This is a genomic window from Nitratireductor sp. J20-h4 (assembly GCF_056780505.1).
Genome location: NZ_JBQUVI010000001.1, coordinates 43,780 through 62,872, shown reverse-complemented (window position 1 = coordinate 62,872; position 19,093 = coordinate 43,780). Strand labels below are relative to the sequence as shown.

The following is a 19,093-nucleotide window of genomic DNA, read 5'->3' as shown; positions in this document are numbered from 1 at the left end:
CGAACCATGAAGATCAAAACGCTTCTCATCGCCAACCGCGGCGAAATTGCCTGCCGGATCGCGCGCACCGCGCGGGCCAGCGGGATCACCCCTGTCGGCGTGCATTCGCAGGCCGACGCCAATGCCCTGCATGTGCGCGAGATTGGCAAATCTGTCTGTATCGGCGCCGGTCCTGCATCCGAGAGCTATCTGAAAATCGACGCGGTGATTGCCGCCGCGCAATCGGTGGGCGCGGATGCGATCCATCCCGGTTACGGCTTTCTGGCCGAAAACCCCGATTTCGCCCGCGCGGTCGAAGCCGCCGGCATGATCTTCATGGGGCCGACGCCGGAGACGCTGGAGCGTTTCGGCGACAAGGCCAGCGCCAAAGAGGTCGCCGTGGCTGCCGGCGTCCCGGTGATTTCGGGCGCGCAAGGCGCGCGGTCCGATCCCGAGCAGATTGCCGAGGAGGTGCGCCAGATGGGCCTGCCGGTGCTGCTCAAGGCTGTCGGCGGCGGAGGCGGGCGCGGACAACGGCTGGTCACCGACGAAATCACGCTGATGGAGGATATCCAGGGCGCGCTGCGCGAGGCGAAATCCACCTTCGGTTCCGAAGGGCTGCTGTTGGAGCGTTTCCTGCCCGAGGCGCGCCATGTCGAAGTGCAGATCGCCGGCGACGGCAAGGGCCACGTGGTGCACCTGTTCGAACGCGACTGCACGCTTCAGCGCCGCCACCAGAAGGTCATCGAGGAAGCGCCCGCTTGGGGTCTGCCGCGCACGCTTCTGGACGAGATCGCCCATGACGCGGTGCGTCTGGGCGAAACGCTGGACTATCGCGGCCTCGGCACGGTGGAATTTCTGGTCGCGGGGGACGAGTATTTCTTCCTTGAGGTAAATCCGCGCATTCAGGTGGAACACCCTGTCACCGAAGCGATCACCGGGCTGGACCTTGTCGCGCTTCACCTGCGCATCGCCGAAGGCGCGGGCCTGGGCCTGGCGCAGGATGACCTCAAGATCAACGGACACGCGGTCGAGGCGCGGCTTTACGCCGAAGACCCGGCGATGCAATTCGCCCCGTCGACCGGCACGCTCACCACGCTCAGCCTGCCATCGGGCCTGCGGATCGACAGCGGTGTCGAGGAAGGCGATGCGGTCACACCCTATTACGACCCGATGATCGCCAAGCTGATCGTCCACGCGCCCGACCGGGAAACCGCGTTGGCGCGTCTAGCCACGGCGCTTGATCATGTCGCCGTCGAAGGCGTCGAGACCAATCGCGCCTTTCTGACGGCGCTGGCGCGGAACCCGGAATTCGAACGGATGCAGGTGCATACCCGCTGGATCGACGGCCGCATAGATCAGCTAACGCAACCGCCCGCGCTGGCCCGCCCCGTGCTGTGGAAAGCGGCGGCGGCGGTGCTGTTCGTGGCCGCGGGGCGGCGCGACACGGCGGCCGAGCCCTGGACCAACCGCGATACCTTCACCGGCTGGCGGCTGGGCCTGGGCGGCGACGCGCTGGAGGCGGGGCAGCGTGTGACGTTGACCGATTCTGACGACAAGTCCGAGGAATTGCGCGTCGGTCCTGTCAAACCGGGTGCCAGATTCACCGTCTATTCGGAAAACGGCGAGGCGCTGACACTGTCGGCACGTGAAATCACGCCGGGCCGCTGGCGGCTGAGCGAAGGCGACACCGTCCACCTGATCGAAGCGCGGCTCCATGCCGGCGTAATCGAGCTGGATACGCCCGAGGGACGGCTGGTTTTCCACCCCGCCGCGCCGCTCGACTTTGCCGGCGGCGACGCGGCCGCGGATCGCGCCGTAACCTCGCCGCTGACCGGCATGATCGTCGAGGTCAAGGTCACCAACGGCCAGATCGTGGCCGAGGGCGATGTCATCGCCGTCATGGAGTCCATGAAACTCGAGATCTCGATTCGCGCCGCGGCTGCCGGTACGGCCAACAACATCACCGTCTCGAATGGGGACATGGTCGACCGCGGCCAGGTCATCGCCGAGATCCTGCCACCCGAGGAGTGACCGCATGAGCGACTTTCCCAAATTCGTTGAATTCCGCGAGGAAGGCCCGCGCGAGGGTTTCCAGATCGAAAAGAAGATTTATCCGATCGAACAGCGGATCGAACTGATCGACATGCTCAGCGAGACAGGGCTGAAGCGTATCCAGGTGGGCAGTTTCGTCAGCCCCGAATTCGTGCCCCAGATGGCCGATACGGGCGAGCTGTTCCAGCGCATCAAGCGCAAGCCGGGCGTGAACTACACCTCGCTCTGGTTGAACGACAAGGGGTTTCGCAAGGCCCTGACGGCGCATGAGGTCGATATCGACCCGCGCCTGCTGTTCTACCCCTCCGAAGCCTTCGCGCAAGCCAACAACAACTGCTCCTCCGCCATAATGCGCGAGCGGCAGCGCGACTGGGTGCACCTTTACAAGGAAGAGGGCTATGCCGTCGACGCGGCCTATGTGATGACCGCCTTCGGCTGCAACTACGAAGGCCCGATCCCGCAGGAACGCATTCTGGAGGATTTCCGCTTTATCCTTGATCTGTGCGAGGAAGAGGACATCCCCGTGCCGATCCTCGTGATCGCCGACACCATGGGCTGGGGAAACCCCGAGGCGGTCAAGCGCATGATCGGCGCGTTGCGCGAAATGGCGCCCGAGGCCCGCATTGGCATGCACATCCACGACACCCGTGGCCTTGGCATCGCCAACGTCTATGCCGCCCTGTCGATGGGCGTGGACATGTTCGAAAGCTCGGTCGCCGGGCTTGGCGGCTGTCCCTTCGCGGGCCACGGCCATGCGCGGGCCGCCGGCAATGTCTGCACCGAGGACGCGGTGTTCCTGTGCCACGAAATGGGCATCGAGACGGGCATCGACCTGGACAAGCTGATCGCAGCGGCCGTCAAGGCCGAAGAGATCATCGGCGCACCACTAATGGGCCGGGTCATGCATTCAGGCGGTCTCGACAATTACCGCAAGGCAAGCTGAGGGAGGACGAAGATGGCGAAGGCACTTGACGGAAAGGTGGTCCTTGTCACCGGCGCCGGCGGCGGCATCGGACGCGACATCGCCCTAATGGCGGCGGCGGAAGGCGCCGCGGTGGTAGTGAACGATCTGGGCGCGTCGCTGAAGGGCACCGGCCAGACCGAGACCGCGGCCCAGAAGGTCGTAGAGGAAATCAAGGCCGCAGGCGGCGACGCGATCGCCGATGGCGGCAACGTCACCGATCCCGACGCCGCGCGCGCGATGATCGAAGCCGGGGTCAAGGAATTCGGCCGCATCGACGCGGTGGTGAACAACGCCGGCATCCTGCGCGACGGGTTCTTTCACAAGATGACCTATGAGGATTTCGACGCGGTGGTGAAGGTCCATCTTTACGGCTCTTTCAACACCAGCCGCGCGGCGGCCGATTATTTCCGCGGACAGGAAAGCGGCGCGCTGGTGCACATGACCTCGACCTCGGGTCTGATCGGCAATTACGCCCAGGCGAACTACGCCGCCGCCAAGCTCGGTATCGCGGCCTTCTCCAAGTCGGTCGCGCTGGACCTCAAGCGCTGGAACGTGCGGTCGAACTGTATCGCTCCCTTCGCCTGGAGCCGGATGATCTCGTCGATCAAGACCGACACGCCCGAACAGAAGGCGCGCGTCGAGAAGATCAAGGAAATGACCCCGGCCAAGGTCGCGCCGATGGCCTGTTTCCTGATGAGCGACCGCTCCGTCGACGTCACGGGACAGATCTTCGCGGTGCGCAAGAACGAGATCTTCCTGTTCAACCAGCCCCGCCCGGTGCGGTCGGTCCATTCCAGTGATGGCTGGACCGCCGATGAAATCGCCGAGCGCGCCATTCCCGCGCTCAAATCGCAATTCACGCCGCTCGAGGTTTCGGCGGATGTTTTTTCGTGGGATCCGGTCTGATGGGAAAACGCAAGGAAAAGATCAGCTCGAAAATCGGCTGGAGCACGCCCGACCAGATCAACGTGCGCGGGCTCGACCTGCCCAACGAAATCCTCGGCCACATGAACCTCGGCGATCTGGCGTTTCTGCAACTGACGGGCCGCAAGGCCACGCCCGAAGAAAGCCGGGTCTTCAACGCCATCGTCATCACGCTGGTGGAACATGGCATCACGCCCTCTGCCCTGGCCGCGCGGATGACCTATATGGGCGCGCCGGAATCGCTTCAGGCCGCCGTTGCGGCCGGGCTGTGCGGATTGGGCACAGTCTTTGTCGGCTCGATGGAAGGCGCGTCGAAGATGCTCTACGAGGCGCTGCCCCAGGACAAGCTGGGCACCGGCGCCGATCTGGACGCGATCGCCGTCGAGACCGTCGAGAAGTTCCGTGCCAGGAAGGCCATCGTGCCGGGTCTGGGCCATCCGGTCCACAAGCCCGTCGACCCGCGCGCGCCGCGTCTGTTCCAGATCGCGGCCGAGAACGGCAAGTCGGGCGAGTACATCGCGCTGATCCAGAAGATTCAAGCCGTGGCCGAGGAGAAATCGGGCAAGATGCTGCCGATCAACGCCACCGGCGCGATCGGCGCGATCTGCTGCGAATTCGGCTTCCCGTGGAAGATCGTGCGCGGCTTTGGCGTGATGGCGAGGGCGATCGGTCTGGTCGGTCACATCCTCGAAGAGAGCGAAAACCCGATTTCCTACGAGCTTTGGCAGCGTGCCGAGCAGGAAATTCTTGAAACGTCGGGTCCGGGAGCGAAGTAACCAATGCAGACGTCAGCCCCAGACACTCACACCGATCTGCGCGACGCCTTGCGCGCACTCTGCGCGCAGTTTCCGCCAGAATATCATCGCAAGTTCGGCGAAAACGAAACCTACCCCGAGGAGTTTGTCGATGCGCTGACCCGCGAGGGGTGGCTGGCCGCGATGATCCCCGAGGAATACGGCGGTTCGGGTCTGGGGCTGACCGAGGCCTCGATCATTATGGAAGAGGTGAACCGCTGCGGCGGCAATGCGGGCCATTGTCACGGGCAAATGTACAATATGGGCACGCTTCTCAGACACGGTTCGGAGGAGCAGAAGCAGAAATACCTGCCCGGCATCGCCAGCGGCGCGTTGCGCTTGCAATCCATGGCCGTGACCGAGCCGACCACCGGGACCGATACCACCAAACTGAAGACCACGGCGGTCAAAAAGGGTGACCACTATGTGATCAACGGCCAGAAGGTCTGGATCAGCCGCATCCAGCATTCCGACCTGATGATCCTGCTGGCACGCACCACGCCGCTGAACGAGGTCAAGAAAAGGTCGCAGGGCCTGTCGATCTTTATGGTCGATCTGAGAGAGGCCATCGGCAAAGGCATGGAGGTCCGCCCCATCGCCAATATGCCCGGCCACGAAACGAATGAGGTGTTCTTCGACAACCTAGAAATCCCCGCCGAGAACCTAATCGGCACCGAGGGGCGCGGGTTTTACCACATTCTTGACGGGCTGAATGCCGAACGGACCCTTATTGCGGCGGAATGCATCGGCGATGGCTATTGGTTCGTGGACAAGGCCCGCGTCTATGCCGGCGACCGCGTGGTCTTTGACCGTCCCATCGGCCAGAACCAGGGCGTGCAGTTTCCCATCGCCAGATCCTATGTGAACATCGAGGCCGCCAACCTGATGCGCTTTGAGGCCTGCAGACGGTTCGATGCCGGGCTGGATTGCGGGGCGCAGGCGAATATGGCCAAGCTGCTGGCCTCGGAGGCCAGCTGGGAAGCGGCCAATGCCTGCATCCAGACCCATGGCGGCTTTGGTTTCGCGCGGGAATATGATGTGGAGCGAAAGTTCCGCGAGGCCCGGCTGTATCAGGTGGCCCCGATTTCGACCAACCTGATCCTGTCCTATGTCGGCGAGCATATCCTGGGTATGCCGCGATCCTTCTGAGGCGGGGACCATGAGCAAAACCGATCTTGGCACACTCAAGCCCTGGCTGGGGCGCACCGACACCAAGGACGACATCCTGACCCCGGGGCTGATCGAACGGTTCCGCGCCACTCTTGGCACACATCTTTGCGACCGGGCGGGCGCGGCCCCGCTGGGGATTCACTGGTGCCTGGCGCTAGAGGCGGTGCCGTCCGACGCCCTGGCCGTTGACGGGCACACCAAGAAGGGTGCCTTTCTGCCGCCGGTCCCCCTGCCCTCGCGGATGTGGGCAGGAGGTGACGTGACCCATATCGCCCCGCTCTCGGTTGGCGAAACCGTCACTCGGCATTCGGTGGTCGAAGACATCGCCGCGAAACAGGGCCGCAGCGGAGAACTGGTGTTCGTCACCGTGCGGCACGAATATACCTGCCGCGGCCAGGTCTGCATCTCGGAACGCCAGGACATCGTATACAAGGATGTCACGCCCCCCCGGACCGCGCCGGCACACGCAGCGCCCGACGAAACGGAACCGAACACGCTGAAATCCGTGGTCACTCCGGATCCCACGCTTCTGTTCCGGTATTCCGCGCTGACGTTCAATGCGCATCGTATCCATTATGACCATGTCTACACGACCCGAACCGAGGCTTATCCGGGCCTGGTGGTTCACGGACCGTTGCAGGCGACCCTACTCCTGAATATCGCGGCCGATGCGCTGGGGCATACGCCGGGGCGGTTTTCGTTCCGTGGGGCCGCGCCGGTCACTCTTCCCTGCAGGTTGCATCTGCATTGCAGGGACGATGGCGGCGAAGGCGCGGTCTGGTGTCAGGACCAGACCGGATTGCGCAGTTTCATCGCGAACTACGCCGGAAAATGACGCAACGGCAACGTCGGTCACGCGGCGTTTCATATTGACTCATATTTCTAACGTACGTTAGAAATATACTAACAGAGTTCGCAAAAACGGACTTGATGGCCCGATACAAAAACGGAGCCGGGAGGAGAACATTGCCAAAGAGTCGTCTCGCTGTTTCTGCGGCGGCAACCTGTGTTGAACTGCAGCCGCGCAGTGTGTGTCGCAGCTTCTGCGGAACCATGTCATGAGCGCCGCGGCGGAAACCAGTGCGGCACCGCTTGCGGTGCGCGGCGCGACGCTCAAATTCGGCGGGGTGATCGCGCTTGACGATGTTTCGGTCACCGTCAACGACGGCGAACTGCTTGCGATCATCGGGCCGAACGGCGCCGGCAAGACCTCTCTTCTGAACGTGACCGCCGGGTTCTACCGCCCCCAGCAGGGGCATGTGGAACTGTCGGGAAAGGACGTGACGGAGCTGCGGGTCGACCAGATCGCGCGCAGCGGTCTGGCGCGAACCTTTCAGGGCACCCATCTTTTCGCCGGGCAGACCGTGATCGAAAACATCATGATCGGCCGGCACACCCTGATGAATTCGAACGTTGTTCAGGCCTTTTTCCACTTTGGCCCGGTGATGCGCGAAGAGGCCGAGCACCGCAAGGCTGCCGAGGAGATCATCGACTTTCTGGAAATCGAGGCGATCCGCAACAAGCCTGTGGGCACGCTGGGCTATGGCCTGCGCAAACGGGTCGATCTGGGCCGCGCCTTGGCGCAAGAGCCGTCGATCCTGATGATGGACGAACCCATGGCCGGGATGAATTCGGAGGAGAAAGAGGACCTTGCCCGGTTCATCCTGGACGTGCGCGAGGCGCGCAAGATCCCGGTGGTCCTTGTCGAACATGACATGAGCGTGGTGATGGATCTTGCCGACCGCGTGGTGGTGCTGGATTTCGGGCGGGTCATCGCCGAGGGCACGCCGGCGGAAATCCAGAAGAACCCGGCCGTGATCAAAGCTTATCTGGGATAGTCTCATGGTCACGCAGCAATCTGCCAAAACCTTCACCGACCCCGCCGTCACGCAAAGCGAAACCCTGCCGCAGGTCCTGTTGGCACGGGCGGGCTCCGCCCCCGATGCCTTGGCCCAGCGTCACAAGCGGCTGGGCATTTGGCGCGAGTTCACCTGGGCCGATGTGCTGGAATGCGTCCGGGCGCTGGCGCTTGGTCTGGAGGAGATGGGTCTTTCGGCCGGCGACTCGGTGATGCTGATCGGCGAGAACGAACCCGAACATTTCTGGGCCGAATACGCGGTTCAGTCTTTGGGCGGCAAGGTCCTGTCGGTCTATCCCGACCAGACAACCGAAGAGATCCTCTATCTGGCGCAGGATTCTCGCACCCGTGTCTTTTTGGCGCAGGATCAGGAACAGGTCGACAAATGCCTGGAGATCGTCGACCGGGTCGAGGGGGTGCTTGGGATCGTCTATTGGGATGATTCCGGGCTGTGGAACTACGATCACCCCATGCTGCGCTCGTTCGAGAGGGTCAGCCAGACCGGGAGGCATGTCCACGCCAAGGACCCAGAAAGGTTCGAAGATCATGTGCGGCGCGGCAAGGCCGGCGACATCGCGGTTCTGTCCTATACCTCCGGCACCACCGGCAAGCCGAAGGGTGTGATCATCACCCACCGCTACCTGTTCGACAACACGTCGCGGGTGATGGGTGCGATCGACATCACCCCGGGGACGGAATACCTGACCTACATCTCCCCCGCTTGGGTGACCGAGCAGATCTTTGGCCTGTCCATCGGCCTGATCGGCCCGATGGTGGTGAATTTCCCCGAAGGTCCCGAAGACGTGCTCGCCAATATCCGCGAATTAGCGGTGGACGCGCTGGTTTTCAGTCCGCGCCAGTGGGAGAACCTCGCCTCGATCGTGCAGGCGCGGATGCTGGGCGCCGGTCCGATACGCCGGGCGCTGTACAACTGGGGGATGAAGGTCGGCCGCGGCGTCTATGTCGAACGCCTGGAAGGCCGGACGCCAAGGCTTGCCGCGCGGCTTCAACTGCCCTTTGCCGAGGCTCTGGTGTTGCACCACCTGCGCGACAATCTCGGCCTGGGAAAGGCCCGGAACGCCATGAGCGGCGGCGCACTGATGGCTCCGGACGTGTTCCGCATGTTCCACGCGATGGGCGTCAAGCTGCGCAACGTCTATGGCGCGACCGAGGTCGGGCTGATGACCGCGCATATGGGCGAAAGCTATCAGCTGGAAACCAGCGGCTGCTGGATGCAGACCAATCCCGCCTATGGCGATCCGCTCGAATTCCGGATCTCCCCTGAGGGCGAATTGCAGGTGCGCGGCGGGTCGGGCTTTGGCGGATATTTCGGCAAACCGGACAAGACGGCCGAGGCGCAGACCGAAGACGGCTGGTATGCCACCGGCGACGCGGTCTCGATGACCGACGATGGAGAGCTCTTGTTTTATGACCGGGTGAAAGACATGCGCCGCCTGGCAAACGGTCACAGCTATCCGCCGCAGTTCATTGAAACGCGGTTGCGCTACAGCCCCTTCATCAAAGATTTAATGACATTGGGTGACGAATCCCGTGACTTCGTCGGCGCGCTGATCAATATCGACATGGAAGTCCTCAGCCGCTGGGCGGAAGAGAACAATATCAGCTTCTCGACCTATACCGATCTGTCGCAAAAGCCCGAGATTCTGGATCTCATAAAGGGCGAGATTACGCGCATTAACGCCTTGCTGCCGGAAGGTTCACACGTTGCGCGGTTTGCGAATTTTCCGAAAGAACTCGACCCGGACGAAGGTGAACTGACCCGGAGCCGGAAACTTCGGCGCGGATTTCTGGAAGAGCGATATGCGGACCTTGTCGCGGCTATCTATAGTGGTGCCGACAAGGCCGATCTCAAGATCGCCGTGACCTATCAGGACGGCCGCCAGGGCACGCTTGAGGCCAAGGTTCTCGTGTTGGATGTCGAGAGCATATCAAAGACTGTCAACCGGCAGTCGGAAACATAAGGGAGGTCGGCAACAGTGGTCTACTTCGTCAATGACATCATAACCGGGGCATTGATCGGCCTGCTATACGCGCTGGTGGCCATGGGCTTTGTCGTGATCTACCGCGCCAGCAAGGTTTTCAATTTCGCTCAGGGCGAACTGGTGATCATCGGCGGCTTCATCGTCTGGTTCACCACCTTGCAGGCCGGATTGAGCCTTTGGCTGTCGATACCGCTGTCGCTGCTTCTCGCAGGTTTTGTAGGATACCTGATCGAGCGGATATTTCTGACAAAACTGATCGGTGAATCGGTCTTTTCGATGGTCATGGTGACAGTCGGCCTGCTGATTTTGCTTCGCGGGTTTGTTCTGCTGCTGTTCGGCCCCGCGGTTCGGCCCTTCCCGGTAATCTTCCCGCTGAAACCCCTCTTCCTTGGGGACATGCTGATTCCGTTGAACCTGCTGATTGGTGGAATCATCACCATTGTCGCGGCCGCCGGTCTGTCGTGGTTCTTCAACCGGACCCGACCCGGGCTGCGGATGACAGCGGTGGCCGAAGATCATGTCGTTGCGTCTTCAATGGGGATCTCCGTGAAGAGTTCGATCGCCTTCGCCTGGGTTCTCGGCGCAATACTGTCCACGGTTGGCGCGATGATCTTTCTCAGCGGCAAATCCCTGACCTTCCTGGCCTCCGATATCGGATTTGCCGCGCTGCCCGTGGCGCTGTTCGCCGGGCTGGAATCGATCGGAGGGCTGATTTTGGCCGGGGTCATCATCGGCATCGTCCAGAGCCTGACAACAAACTACCTCGACCCAGTTATCGGCGGCTCCCTGGGCAGTGTCGTGCCCTATATCATCATGCTTGCCATTCTGCTGATCCGTCCCACCGGCCTGTTCGGTTGGCGCACCATCGAGCGGGTATAAGCCATGGATCCTTCAGGCATCTTCCCGACAAGCTATCAAGCCGACAGACGCCTCATACGCACGCGCTGGCAGGCACTTGCCCTCGTCCTGTTCCTCGCTCTCATGCTGGCGGCTCCCTATCTAGTGGGCGCGCGCATCATCGCAGTCCTGAACATGATGCTGATCAGCGCGGTCATCGCCGTGGGACTTCAGATATGCACGGGTTATGCCGGCCAGATCAATCTGGGCCAAGCGGCATTCATGGGTGTCGGAGCCTATACCGCCTCGATACTGGCCTCCAAAACCGGGCTTACATTCCTGTTGGTCATTCCCCTGGCGGGAACCGCAGCCGCGGTATTCGGCTTTCTCTTCGGACTGACCGCGGCCCGGATCAAGGGTTTCTATCTTGCCCTGACGACGATCGCGGCACAGTTCATCTTTCATTTCGCGGTCTTGAATCTGCCGTCGACCTGGATGGGTGGATCAAACGGTATCACTGTGCCGCCTGCGGAACTTTTCGGCCTGCGCTTCGTCAGCGAGACCGCGCAGTTCTATCTGAGTTTCGCTGTTGCCGCGATCATGATTGCGGGCGCATTCGGGATCGTCCGGTCCCGGTTCGGCCGTGCCTTCGTCGCGGTCCGGGACGATGACGTGGCTGCGGGTATCATGGGGATCAACGTCGCGGCCACCAAGGCCAACGCCTTTCTGATCGGTGCTTTCTACGCCGGCGTGGGTGGGGCGCTTTGGGCCTATATGATCCGCTTTGTCGGGGTCGATCAGTTCACGCTGTTCCATTCCATCTTCTTCGTAGCGATGATCATTGTCGGAGGGATGGGGTCGATCGTGGGGGCGTTGATCGGTGTTTTCGTCATTCGCATCATTCAGGAAATTATCGCGACGGTTGGCCCCAACATCGCCGAGTCAGTGCCTTTCGTGGGCGGCGACATCGTGTTCGCCGGCATGAATGTAATTCTCGGCGGCGTGATCGCTTTATTCATGATTCTCGAACCGAAAGGGCTGATGCATCGCTGGAACATCCTGAAGTCATCTTATCGCATCTGGCCGTTCCCTTATTGACGGATCGGGCGGCCAGCAACCAAAGAGGAAGCAAAATGACCTACAAAACACATTCAGGCCTTCGTAGTCTGTTGGCAGTGAGCGCTATCGCCTTCGCAACCGTCGTGCCTGCGAAGGTGCAAGCCGAAACGAGCTATAACCTTGCCCTGTTGTCGGACTTCTCGGGTCCCTATGCCGATATCATGCCTGTTCTGGCAAGCGGCCGCGAGACCGTGTTCAACTGGTGGAATGAGACACGCGGCAAGGAACTTGGGGTCACGCTGAACTTCAAGAACTATGAAACCCGCTACGATGCAGCACAGGTTGCAAGCCTGTGGCCCGGCATCAAATCGGAACTGAATCCGATAGCGGTTGTTGGTTTGGGCGGGCCCGATGTCGCCGCTCTGTCTGAGCGGCTGCCGGAAGACAAGATCCCCATGTTCATGTCCACGGCCGCTTATGGCTTTGCCTGGAAGCCCGATTCCTGGATTTTCAATCCGCGCCCGACCTATTCGCATGAGAGCGCAGGATTTCTGTCCTGGCTGCGCAAGCAGCGGGGCGGAGACGAGCCGATCAAGGTTGCGATCCTGGCCTCCGAAGCTTCTCCTGCCTATGTGGACATGGCGAAGGGTCTCGAGCTTTACGCCGAACAGAATCCCGATGATATCGACATCGTCGAGGTTATCTATACCGAGGTGCAGCCCACCGATCTGACAACCCAGATGCGCCGCGTCGCACGTTCAGGGGCCGAGGCGCTGGTCATCCAGACCAACACTTCGATCGTCGTGGCCGCTAAGCGCGGATTGCAGGCCAACGGCGCCAACGTCCCGATCATGATGAGCTCGCACAACGGGTTGCCGGCCTCCGGAGGGGCCCTGGGCGGTCTCGAACAGCTCGAAGGCGATTACGAAGCCTACGGTATGGCGATTGCGGCCGACGAGGACAGCCCGGCCCGGCAGTTCTATAACACCCTGACCTCAGACTACGGGCTTAAAGCGCCCTGGAACGTGGTGACCGCCATGGGCATTTCTCAAGGTCTCTTTGTCGCCACGGTCATCGAGCACGCGATCCAGGAAAACGGCGCCGAAGGTCTGACCGGCGAAGCGGTGCGCAAGGCGCTCTTTTCCAAGCCGATCACCACCGAGGAAACGAACGGTTTCCTGCCGACGCTAACCTTTACCCCTGATGCGCCCTTCCCGCTGGAAGGCCTCAAGGTGAATATTGGCACGGTCAAAAACGGCAAGATCGTCATCGAAGCGACGAGCGTCGACATTCCCGTCGTTCAAAAATGGTGAGATGAACCGGGCGCCGCACAAGCGGCGCCCGTTCCCGTCCCGAAACCCAGGCGCGAAGGCCATGCTGGAACTCAACAACGTAGAAGTGATCTATTCCGACGTTATCTTGGCGCTCAAGGGTGTTTCCATCACTGTACGCGAAGGTCAATGCGTCGCGCTGCTTGGGGGCAACGGGGCGGGAAAAAGCACAACGCTTAAAGCCATTTCCGGGACGCTGAAATCCGAAGACGGGAAAGTTTCGGCGGGATCGATCATCTTAAACGGCAAGCCGGTCCAGAATCTGGAAGCGTCGGATGTTGTAAAGAACGGACTGATCCACGTGATGGAGGGCCGACGCGTGTTGCGTCACCTGACCTCCGAGCAAAACCTGATCGTGGGCGGGCATATGGCGCCCAACGCGGCCGAATTGAAACACCGGCTGGATCACGTTTATTCCCTGATGCCGCGCCTTGCGGACCTGCGCAGTCGCACCGCCGGCTTCATGTCGGGTGGCGAACAGCAATTGTTGCTGATCGGCCGGGCAATGATGGCGAGGCCTAGGATCATCGTAATCGACGAGCCGTCGCTGGGATTGGCGCCGATGATGATCCGCGATGTTTACGAAGTTCTCAAGCAGCTCAAGGCCCAAGGCACGACCTTCTTTCTGGTCGAACAGAACAGCGCCGCGGCCCTGTCGATCGCCGACTATGCCTATGTGATGGAAAACGGTCGCATCGTTCTGGATGGCCCGGCAGACAAACTCGCAGAAAACGAGGACGTCAAAGAGTTCTATCTTGGTGTCTCCGCCTCAGGTGAACGGAAGAGCTATCGCGACATCAAGCACTATCGGCGCCGCAAGCGCTGGCTCGGGTAGGAAGGAACGACAATGAGTGACATACTCCATATCAAGGGACGTACTGCAATTGTAACCGGAGCGGGGCAAGGCGTGGGTCGACAGGTTGCGCTTTACCTGGCCGAGCACGGCGCGGGTGCCGTTGTGATCAACGACTTCCACGCCGAGCGGGCGGAAAGCGTTGCTGCGGAAGTCGAAGCGGCAGGTGTCAAGGCGCTGCCGATCGCCTTTGACGTCTCGGACTTCGAGGCCGTCGGCGCGGCCTTCGCCGAGGCGCAGTCGGCTCTGGGAAGCGTGGATATTCTGGTCAACAACGCCGGGAACGCGGGGCCGACCTCGCGGCTCGATGATCTGGTGCCTTTTTGGGAATCGGACCCCACGGAATGGAAGCGCTGGATGGCGACCAATTTTGACGGGGTGCTGAACTGTACCCGTCACGCGATGCCCTTGATGGTCAAAGGTGGTTATGGGCGCATCGTGACGGTCATTTCCGATGCGGGCCGTGTGGGCGAGCCGCATCTGGCGGTCTATTCCGGCGCTAAAGCGGGGGCCGCGGGTTTCATGCGCGCCATCGCAAAAGCCGGCGGCCGGTTCGGGATCACGGCCAATTGCGTAGCCCTCGGCGGCACCAGAACGCCGGCGGTTGCCGATCTTATCCCCGATGCGGAAACCGAAAAGCGAGCTTTGTCGCAGTATGTGATCCGCCGGTTGGGCGAACCGGAAGATCCTGCGGGAATGATACTGTTTCTGTGCTCGGATGCGGCCAGTTGGATCACCGGGCAAACCTATCCAGTCAATGGCGGGTATTCCTTTGCCTGCTAACAACCAATGCGGAGAATGGACCTTAGACAGGTCCTTCTCCAAGAAGGGTTTTATTGTCGGCACCGATGGCCGGCGGCGGACCGGACAATTCGGTCTCGAAACCGTCAAATTTCAGGGGCTGGACCAGAAAGACCTCGGCACCGCCATCTTCGCGCGCAAGCGTTCGCAACAGGCCTCTGGCGCGCACATGCGGGTCATCAAGAGTTTCGGCCAGCGAATTGACCGGGCCCCAGGGCACCCCCGCCCCATCGAATATCTGCCCCCATTCATCGCGCGTCCTGCCCACCAGTACCGCCGCGATCTCTTGGCGCAGCTCGTCCTTTCGGGCGACACGTTCGCGGCCTTTCAATCCCGCATGCTCGGGCTTGCCGATCACTTCGCAGAACGGGCGCCAGAACCAATCTTCATGCGCGATGGACAGCGTCACAAGCTTGCCGTCGCCGCAGGTGAAAACGCCATAGGCCGGTTCGGCGATGAAATCGCCCAACGGTGTGCCATTGGCCGCGGGTACGAGAAACGCGGTGAGCATGGAAACCACCGCATCCGACATCGACACGTCGACATAGCGGCCATTCCCCGTCCTCTGGCTGGAGACCACTGCCGAAAGTATTGCAATGGCCGCAAACAGCGCGGCGCCGATATCGGCAAGCGGAATAGCCGGCAACACCCCGGGTTTTCCGGTTTCGGCCTGATCTGCCAACAATCCGCCGACACCTTCATAACTCAGGTCGTGCCCCGCCCGGTCACGATAGGGCCCATCCTGTCCGTAGCCCGAAACCGACACGTGAACCAGCCGCGGGTTGATCTTTCGTATCGCTTCATACCCGGCTCCCAGCGCGTCGAGCTTCCCGGGCCGGAATCCCTCGACGATCACGTCGGCCGACCGGGCCAATTCACGGAACCGGGCCAGCCCCTGGGTGGATTTCAGATCCAGCGCCACGCTGCGCTTGCCCCGGTTCAGCGCCCTGAACAGCGGCGGAAACTGCCGTGCCGGATCGCCAAGGCCCGGACGTTCGATCATGATGACCTCGGCCCCCATGTCCGACAAGAGCATCGTCGCATACGGGCCGGGAAACTGTTCCGCCAGGCTAAGGATCTTCAATCCGGAAAGTGGTGCATTGCTCATTTTGGTCTCTCGTTCTCGTTTCACCCGCGTGCGGGTCCGCCCATAGCATCGCAAGACCCTGCGAAAAGCAACCCCAAAATCTAAAATTATCTATATAACTCAGAGGCTTACCATGGTTGAAGCGCCCAAGACCCTATCCCTTGAACGGGTCGGTCAAACCGAATGGATTACCTTCCAGAGAACCGACCAGATGAATGCGATCTCGATGCAGATGCTGCACGAGATGACACAGGCAATCGAGAACGCCATGGGCGATGACAGCGTTCGCGCCATCGCCCTGACTGGAACCGGACGGGCATTTTGTGCCGGTGCCGATCTGAAGGAAGTTGCAGGCGCGAAACATGGCCCGGGCGAACCCGATCTTCTGGATCTGGTCGATCATGCATTCGGACTGATGCGCAATGGCCCCAAACCCGTGATTGCGGCCGTAAACGGGCTGGCGATGGCGGGCGGCCTTGAAATGGTGATGGCCTGCGATCTGGTCTTTGCCGCCGAAAGCGCAAAGCTGGGCGATGCCCATTCCAATTTCGGCGTCTTTCCCGGCGCCGGTGGCGCGGCGATCCTGCCGCGCCGGATCGGTCTGAACCGGGCGAAATACCTGTTGTTCTCAGGCGAAAACGTTTCGGCGCAAGAGATGATGGAATGGGGGTTGGTGAACAAGGTCGTTCCCGATGCCGATCTGCGCCAGTCGGTTCAAACCTTTACCGACAAGCTGTCTGACAAAAGTCCGGCCGTTCTGCGCCGCATGAAGGCGGTCGCCAACCGGTCTATGAACGTGGACGAACCCGCCGCGCTGGCAGACGAGATGCTGAACCTGCGCGCCCATATGCGGTCATGGGACATGCGCGAAGGTCTGACGGCCTTTGCCGAAAAACGAAAACCGAACTTCCGCGGCTACTAGGTCAGGAGGAACGAACAATGCAGGATATCTATGTTGTCGGCGTCGGCATGACGCCGTTCGGAAAATTCCGGGAAAAATCAATCAAGGACATGACCGGCGAAGCCGTCACCAACGCCTTGGCGGATGCAGGGTTGCCGGCTCAGAAAATCGACGGTGCGTTCTTCTCGAACGCGGTTCAGGGCCATATGGAGGGCCAGCACATGATCCGCGGCGAGATCGCGCTGCGTGAAATGGGCATTCAGGGCATTCCGGTGGTGAATGTCGAAAACGCCTGCGCCAGCGCCTCGACCGGGTTCAAGCTGGCGGTGGATTTCCTCAAGGCCGGCAATGGCGATTGCTGCCTGGCCGTGGGCGCCGAGAAAATGTACTCCGACGACCGCGCGCTGATGTTCTCGGCTTTCGACAGTGGCTGGGATGTCAGCAATGGCGAAGAGGTCGCACAGCGCCTGGCCGATCTGGGCGCCGGGGTCGAAGAACCGGAAGGGTCGAAATCACCCAGGCCCTACAGCGTGTTCATGGATGTCTACGCCGGTTTTGCACGGCTGCACATGCAGACCTTCGGCACCACGCAGGAACAATTCGCCGCCGTCGCCGCCAAGAACCACGCGCATTCCGCGCATAACCCGCTGGCGCAATACCGCGATGCCATGAGCGTCGATCAGGTATTGGCCGCGCCGCCGATCACCTATCCGTTGACCCTGCCGATGTGCGCCCCGATCTCGGACGGCGCCGCGGCGGCGGTGCTGTGCACCGGCGAGGGGTTGAAAAGGCTGGGCCTCGATCCCAAGCGCGCGATCAAGGTCAAGGCGGCGATCCTGCGCTCGGGCACCGACCGACCGGCGGAAGATTACAGGAACCACCTGACCCGGCTTGCCGCGCTTGAGGCCTATGAACAGGCCGGGCTCGGCCCCGAGGATATGTCGGTGGCCGAGGTGCATGACGCCACCGCCGTGGGCGAGGTGATCCAGATCGAGAACCTCGGCTTTGTCGAATTCGGTGAGGGCGGCCCCGCCAGCCTGCGGGGCGAAACCACGATTGGCGGCCGCATCCCCGTCAACCCCTCCGGCGGGTTGGAATCCAAGGGCCACCCGGTCGGTGCCACCGGCATCGGCCAAGTCCACGAACTGGTCACGCAGTTGCGTGGTGAGGCTGGCGCACGCCAGGTCGAAGGCGCACAAAACGCCATCGCCGAAAACGGCGGCGGGCTGCACGGCGTCGAGGAAGCCGCCGCCTGCGTCACCATTTTGGGTCGCTGAAACAAGGAAGAAGAAAATGGAAACCGTGATCGCAGCCGCACAGGCAATTTACACCGACGAACAGCGCATGTTGCTTGAGAACTTCCGCAAGATGGCCGAGGCAGAGTTCGCTCCGCTGGCCGAGAAATACGAAGAGCTGGGCTATCCCCCCAATGCGGAAACCCTCAAGGGCCTGTTCGCCAAAGTCGAGGAATTCGGGCTGATCAGCGGGCTGATCCCCGAGGCCGATGGCGGCGCCGGGATCGACCGGATGACCTATGGCATCCTCTACGAGGAACTGGCCCGCATCTGGGCCGATCTGGCCATCGCCGTGCTGATCCAGGGCCACGCGGTGTTCGCGATCAACCTGCTGGGGGACAAGGCGCAGAAAGAGGCCTATCTCAAACCGTTATTGCGCAGTGAACGTATCTGCGCCACCTGCATCTCCGAACCCTCGGTCGGCTCGAACGTGCGCGAGGTGAAAACGCGCGCCGAGCGCGAGGGCGACAAGATCTTCGTCACCGGCCAGAAACTGTGGATCTCCAACGGCGCCCAGTCGGATTTCGCGATCGTGGTTTGCAACCTCGACGACGGGATTTCCATGGTCATCGTCGACCGCGACAAGGGTGGTTATGAAAGCCGTGAGCTGCGCAAGATGGGGTTGGTCGGCGCTTCCACCTGCGAACTGTTCTTCGACCGGGCCGAGACCACCTCGGCACATGTTCTGGGCAATGCCGGGGGCGGGCTGTTCCAGACCCTGAAATTGTTCGAAAGCGCGCGCGTCTTCGTCGGGCTGACCAGCGTCGGCATCGCACAGGCCGCGTTGGAATGCGCGGTCGCCTATGCCAAGGAGCGCGAACAGCACGGCAAGCCGATCGGCGGGCATCAAATGATACAGGGGTATCTGGCCGACATGGCTACTCAACTGGATGCCGCGCGGCTTCTTTGCCAGCGCGGGCTGCAACTGCTGGATCTAGGTGTGCGCTGCGATACGCAGACATCAATGGCGAAATGGTATGCGACGGAAATGGCCGTCGAGATCGCCGGCAAGGCCGTGCAGATCCATGGCGGCAACGGCATCACCCGGGAATTTCCCGTGGAACGCCATTTCCGAAACGCAAAGATCATGCCGATCCCCGATGGCACCACCGAGATCCAGAAGCTGGTCATCGGGCGAAACCTGACAGGGTTCAACGCTTTCTAGAGCATCTTCGATGAACG

Annotated in this window: 17 protein-coding genes; 16 read left to right on the top strand and 1 reads right to left on the bottom strand. The window is 61.5% G+C overall.

Annotated elements, in window-relative coordinates; translation table 11 throughout:
- Positions 1–6: 6 nt before the first annotated feature.
- The 13 genes from ACT2B0_RS21805 (at position 7) to ACT2B0_RS21745 (ending at position 14,610) form a co-directional block, all read left to right on the top strand.
- Positions 7–2,013: an acetyl/propionyl/methylcrotonyl-CoA carboxylase subunit alpha gene (locus ACT2B0_RS21805; protein ID WP_473466463.1), complete on the top strand. Its 2,007-nt coding sequence runs from the start codon at positions 7–9 to the stop codon at positions 2,011–2,013.
- A 4-nt stretch (positions 2,014–2,017) separates the two neighbouring features.
- A complete protein-coding gene (locus ACT2B0_RS21800; protein ID WP_473466461.1) occupies positions 2,018–2,977 on the top strand; it encodes a hydroxymethylglutaryl-CoA lyase in 960 nt (319 codons plus the stop codon).
- A gap of 12 nt (positions 2,978–2,989) precedes the next feature.
- Positions 2,990–3,904, top strand: coding sequence for an SDR family NAD(P)-dependent oxidoreductase (locus ACT2B0_RS21795; protein ID WP_473466458.1), 915 nt, complete (start codon positions 2,990–2,992; stop codon positions 3,902–3,904).
- Positions 3,904–4,698, top strand: a complete 795-nt coding sequence (locus ACT2B0_RS21790; RefSeq protein WP_473466455.1) for a citryl-CoA lyase — start codon at positions 3,904–3,906, stop codon at positions 4,696–4,698. The genes ACT2B0_RS21795 and ACT2B0_RS21790 overlap by 1 nt, the downstream gene beginning before the upstream one ends.
- Before the next feature lie 3 nt (positions 4,699–4,701).
- On the top strand, positions 4,702–5,865 hold the full coding sequence (locus tag ACT2B0_RS21785) for an acyl-CoA dehydrogenase family protein (RefSeq protein ID WP_473466453.1): 1,164 nt from the start codon (positions 4,702–4,704) through the stop codon (positions 5,863–5,865).
- Between the two features lie 10 nt (positions 5,866–5,875).
- Complete coding sequence (locus ACT2B0_RS21780) at positions 5,876–6,721, top strand: HTD2 family dehydratase (protein ID WP_473466450.1); 846 nt, start codon at positions 5,876–5,878, stop codon at positions 6,719–6,721.
- 223 nt (positions 6,722–6,944) lie between these two features.
- The gene (locus ACT2B0_RS21775) at positions 6,945–7,724 is read left to right on the top strand and encodes an ABC transporter ATP-binding protein (protein ID WP_473466447.1); all 780 of its coding nucleotides are present in this window, start codon (positions 6,945–6,947) and stop codon (positions 7,722–7,724) included.
- Between the two features lie 4 nt (positions 7,725–7,728).
- Positions 7,729–9,726, top strand: coding sequence for an AMP-binding protein (locus ACT2B0_RS21770; RefSeq protein ID WP_348195895.1), 1,998 nt, complete (start codon positions 7,729–7,731; stop codon positions 9,724–9,726).
- Between the two features lie 15 nt (positions 9,727–9,741).
- Positions 9,742–10,626 (top strand): branched-chain amino acid ABC transporter permease, encoded by an 885-nt coding sequence (locus ACT2B0_RS21765; RefSeq protein WP_348195896.1) that lies wholly within the window; start codon positions 9,742–9,744, stop codon positions 10,624–10,626.
- A gap of 3 nt (positions 10,627–10,629) precedes the next feature.
- Positions 10,630–11,682: a branched-chain amino acid ABC transporter permease gene (locus ACT2B0_RS21760; protein ID WP_375197950.1), complete on the top strand. Its 1,053-nt coding sequence runs from the start codon at positions 10,630–10,632 to the stop codon at positions 11,680–11,682.
- Between the two features lie 35 nt (positions 11,683–11,717).
- Positions 11,718–12,956, top strand: a complete 1,239-nt coding sequence (locus tag ACT2B0_RS21755; protein WP_375197949.1) for an ABC transporter substrate-binding protein — start codon at positions 11,718–11,720, stop codon at positions 12,954–12,956.
- Positions 12,957–13,017: 61 nt separating this feature from the next.
- Complete coding sequence (locus ACT2B0_RS21750) at positions 13,018–13,809, top strand: ABC transporter ATP-binding protein (protein WP_375197948.1); 792 nt, start codon at positions 13,018–13,020, stop codon at positions 13,807–13,809.
- A gap of 12 nt (positions 13,810–13,821) precedes the next feature.
- Positions 13,822–14,610, top strand: a complete 789-nt coding sequence (locus ACT2B0_RS21745; RefSeq protein WP_375197947.1) for an SDR family NAD(P)-dependent oxidoreductase — start codon at positions 13,822–13,824, stop codon at positions 14,608–14,610.
- 22 nt (positions 14,611–14,632) lie between these two features.
- Here ACT2B0_RS21745 and ACT2B0_RS21740 read toward each other — a convergent pair whose 3' ends face one another.
- Entirely contained in the window at positions 14,633–15,736 is a 1,104-nt protein-coding gene (locus ACT2B0_RS21740) for a CaiB/BaiF CoA transferase family protein (protein WP_375197946.1), read from the bottom strand.
- Between the two features lie 112 nt (positions 15,737–15,848).
- Here ACT2B0_RS21740 and ACT2B0_RS21735 point away from each other — a divergent pair, with 112 nt between their 5' ends.
- The 3 genes from ACT2B0_RS21735 to ACT2B0_RS21725 are packed head-to-tail and all read left to right on the top strand — an operon-like array spanning position 15,849 to position 19,076.
- Entirely contained in the window at positions 15,849–16,637 is a 789-nt protein-coding gene (locus ACT2B0_RS21735) for an enoyl-CoA hydratase/isomerase family protein (RefSeq protein ID WP_473466441.1), read from the top strand.
- Between the two features lie 17 nt (positions 16,638–16,654).
- On the top strand, positions 16,655–17,893 hold the full coding sequence (locus tag ACT2B0_RS21730) for a thiolase family protein (RefSeq protein ID WP_350169315.1): 1,239 nt from the start codon (positions 16,655–16,657) through the stop codon (positions 17,891–17,893).
- Between the two features lie 16 nt (positions 17,894–17,909).
- Positions 17,910–19,076, top strand: coding sequence for an acyl-CoA dehydrogenase family protein (locus ACT2B0_RS21725; protein ID WP_473466438.1), 1,167 nt, complete (start codon positions 17,910–17,912; stop codon positions 19,074–19,076).
- Positions 19,077–19,093: the final 17 nt, after the last annotated feature.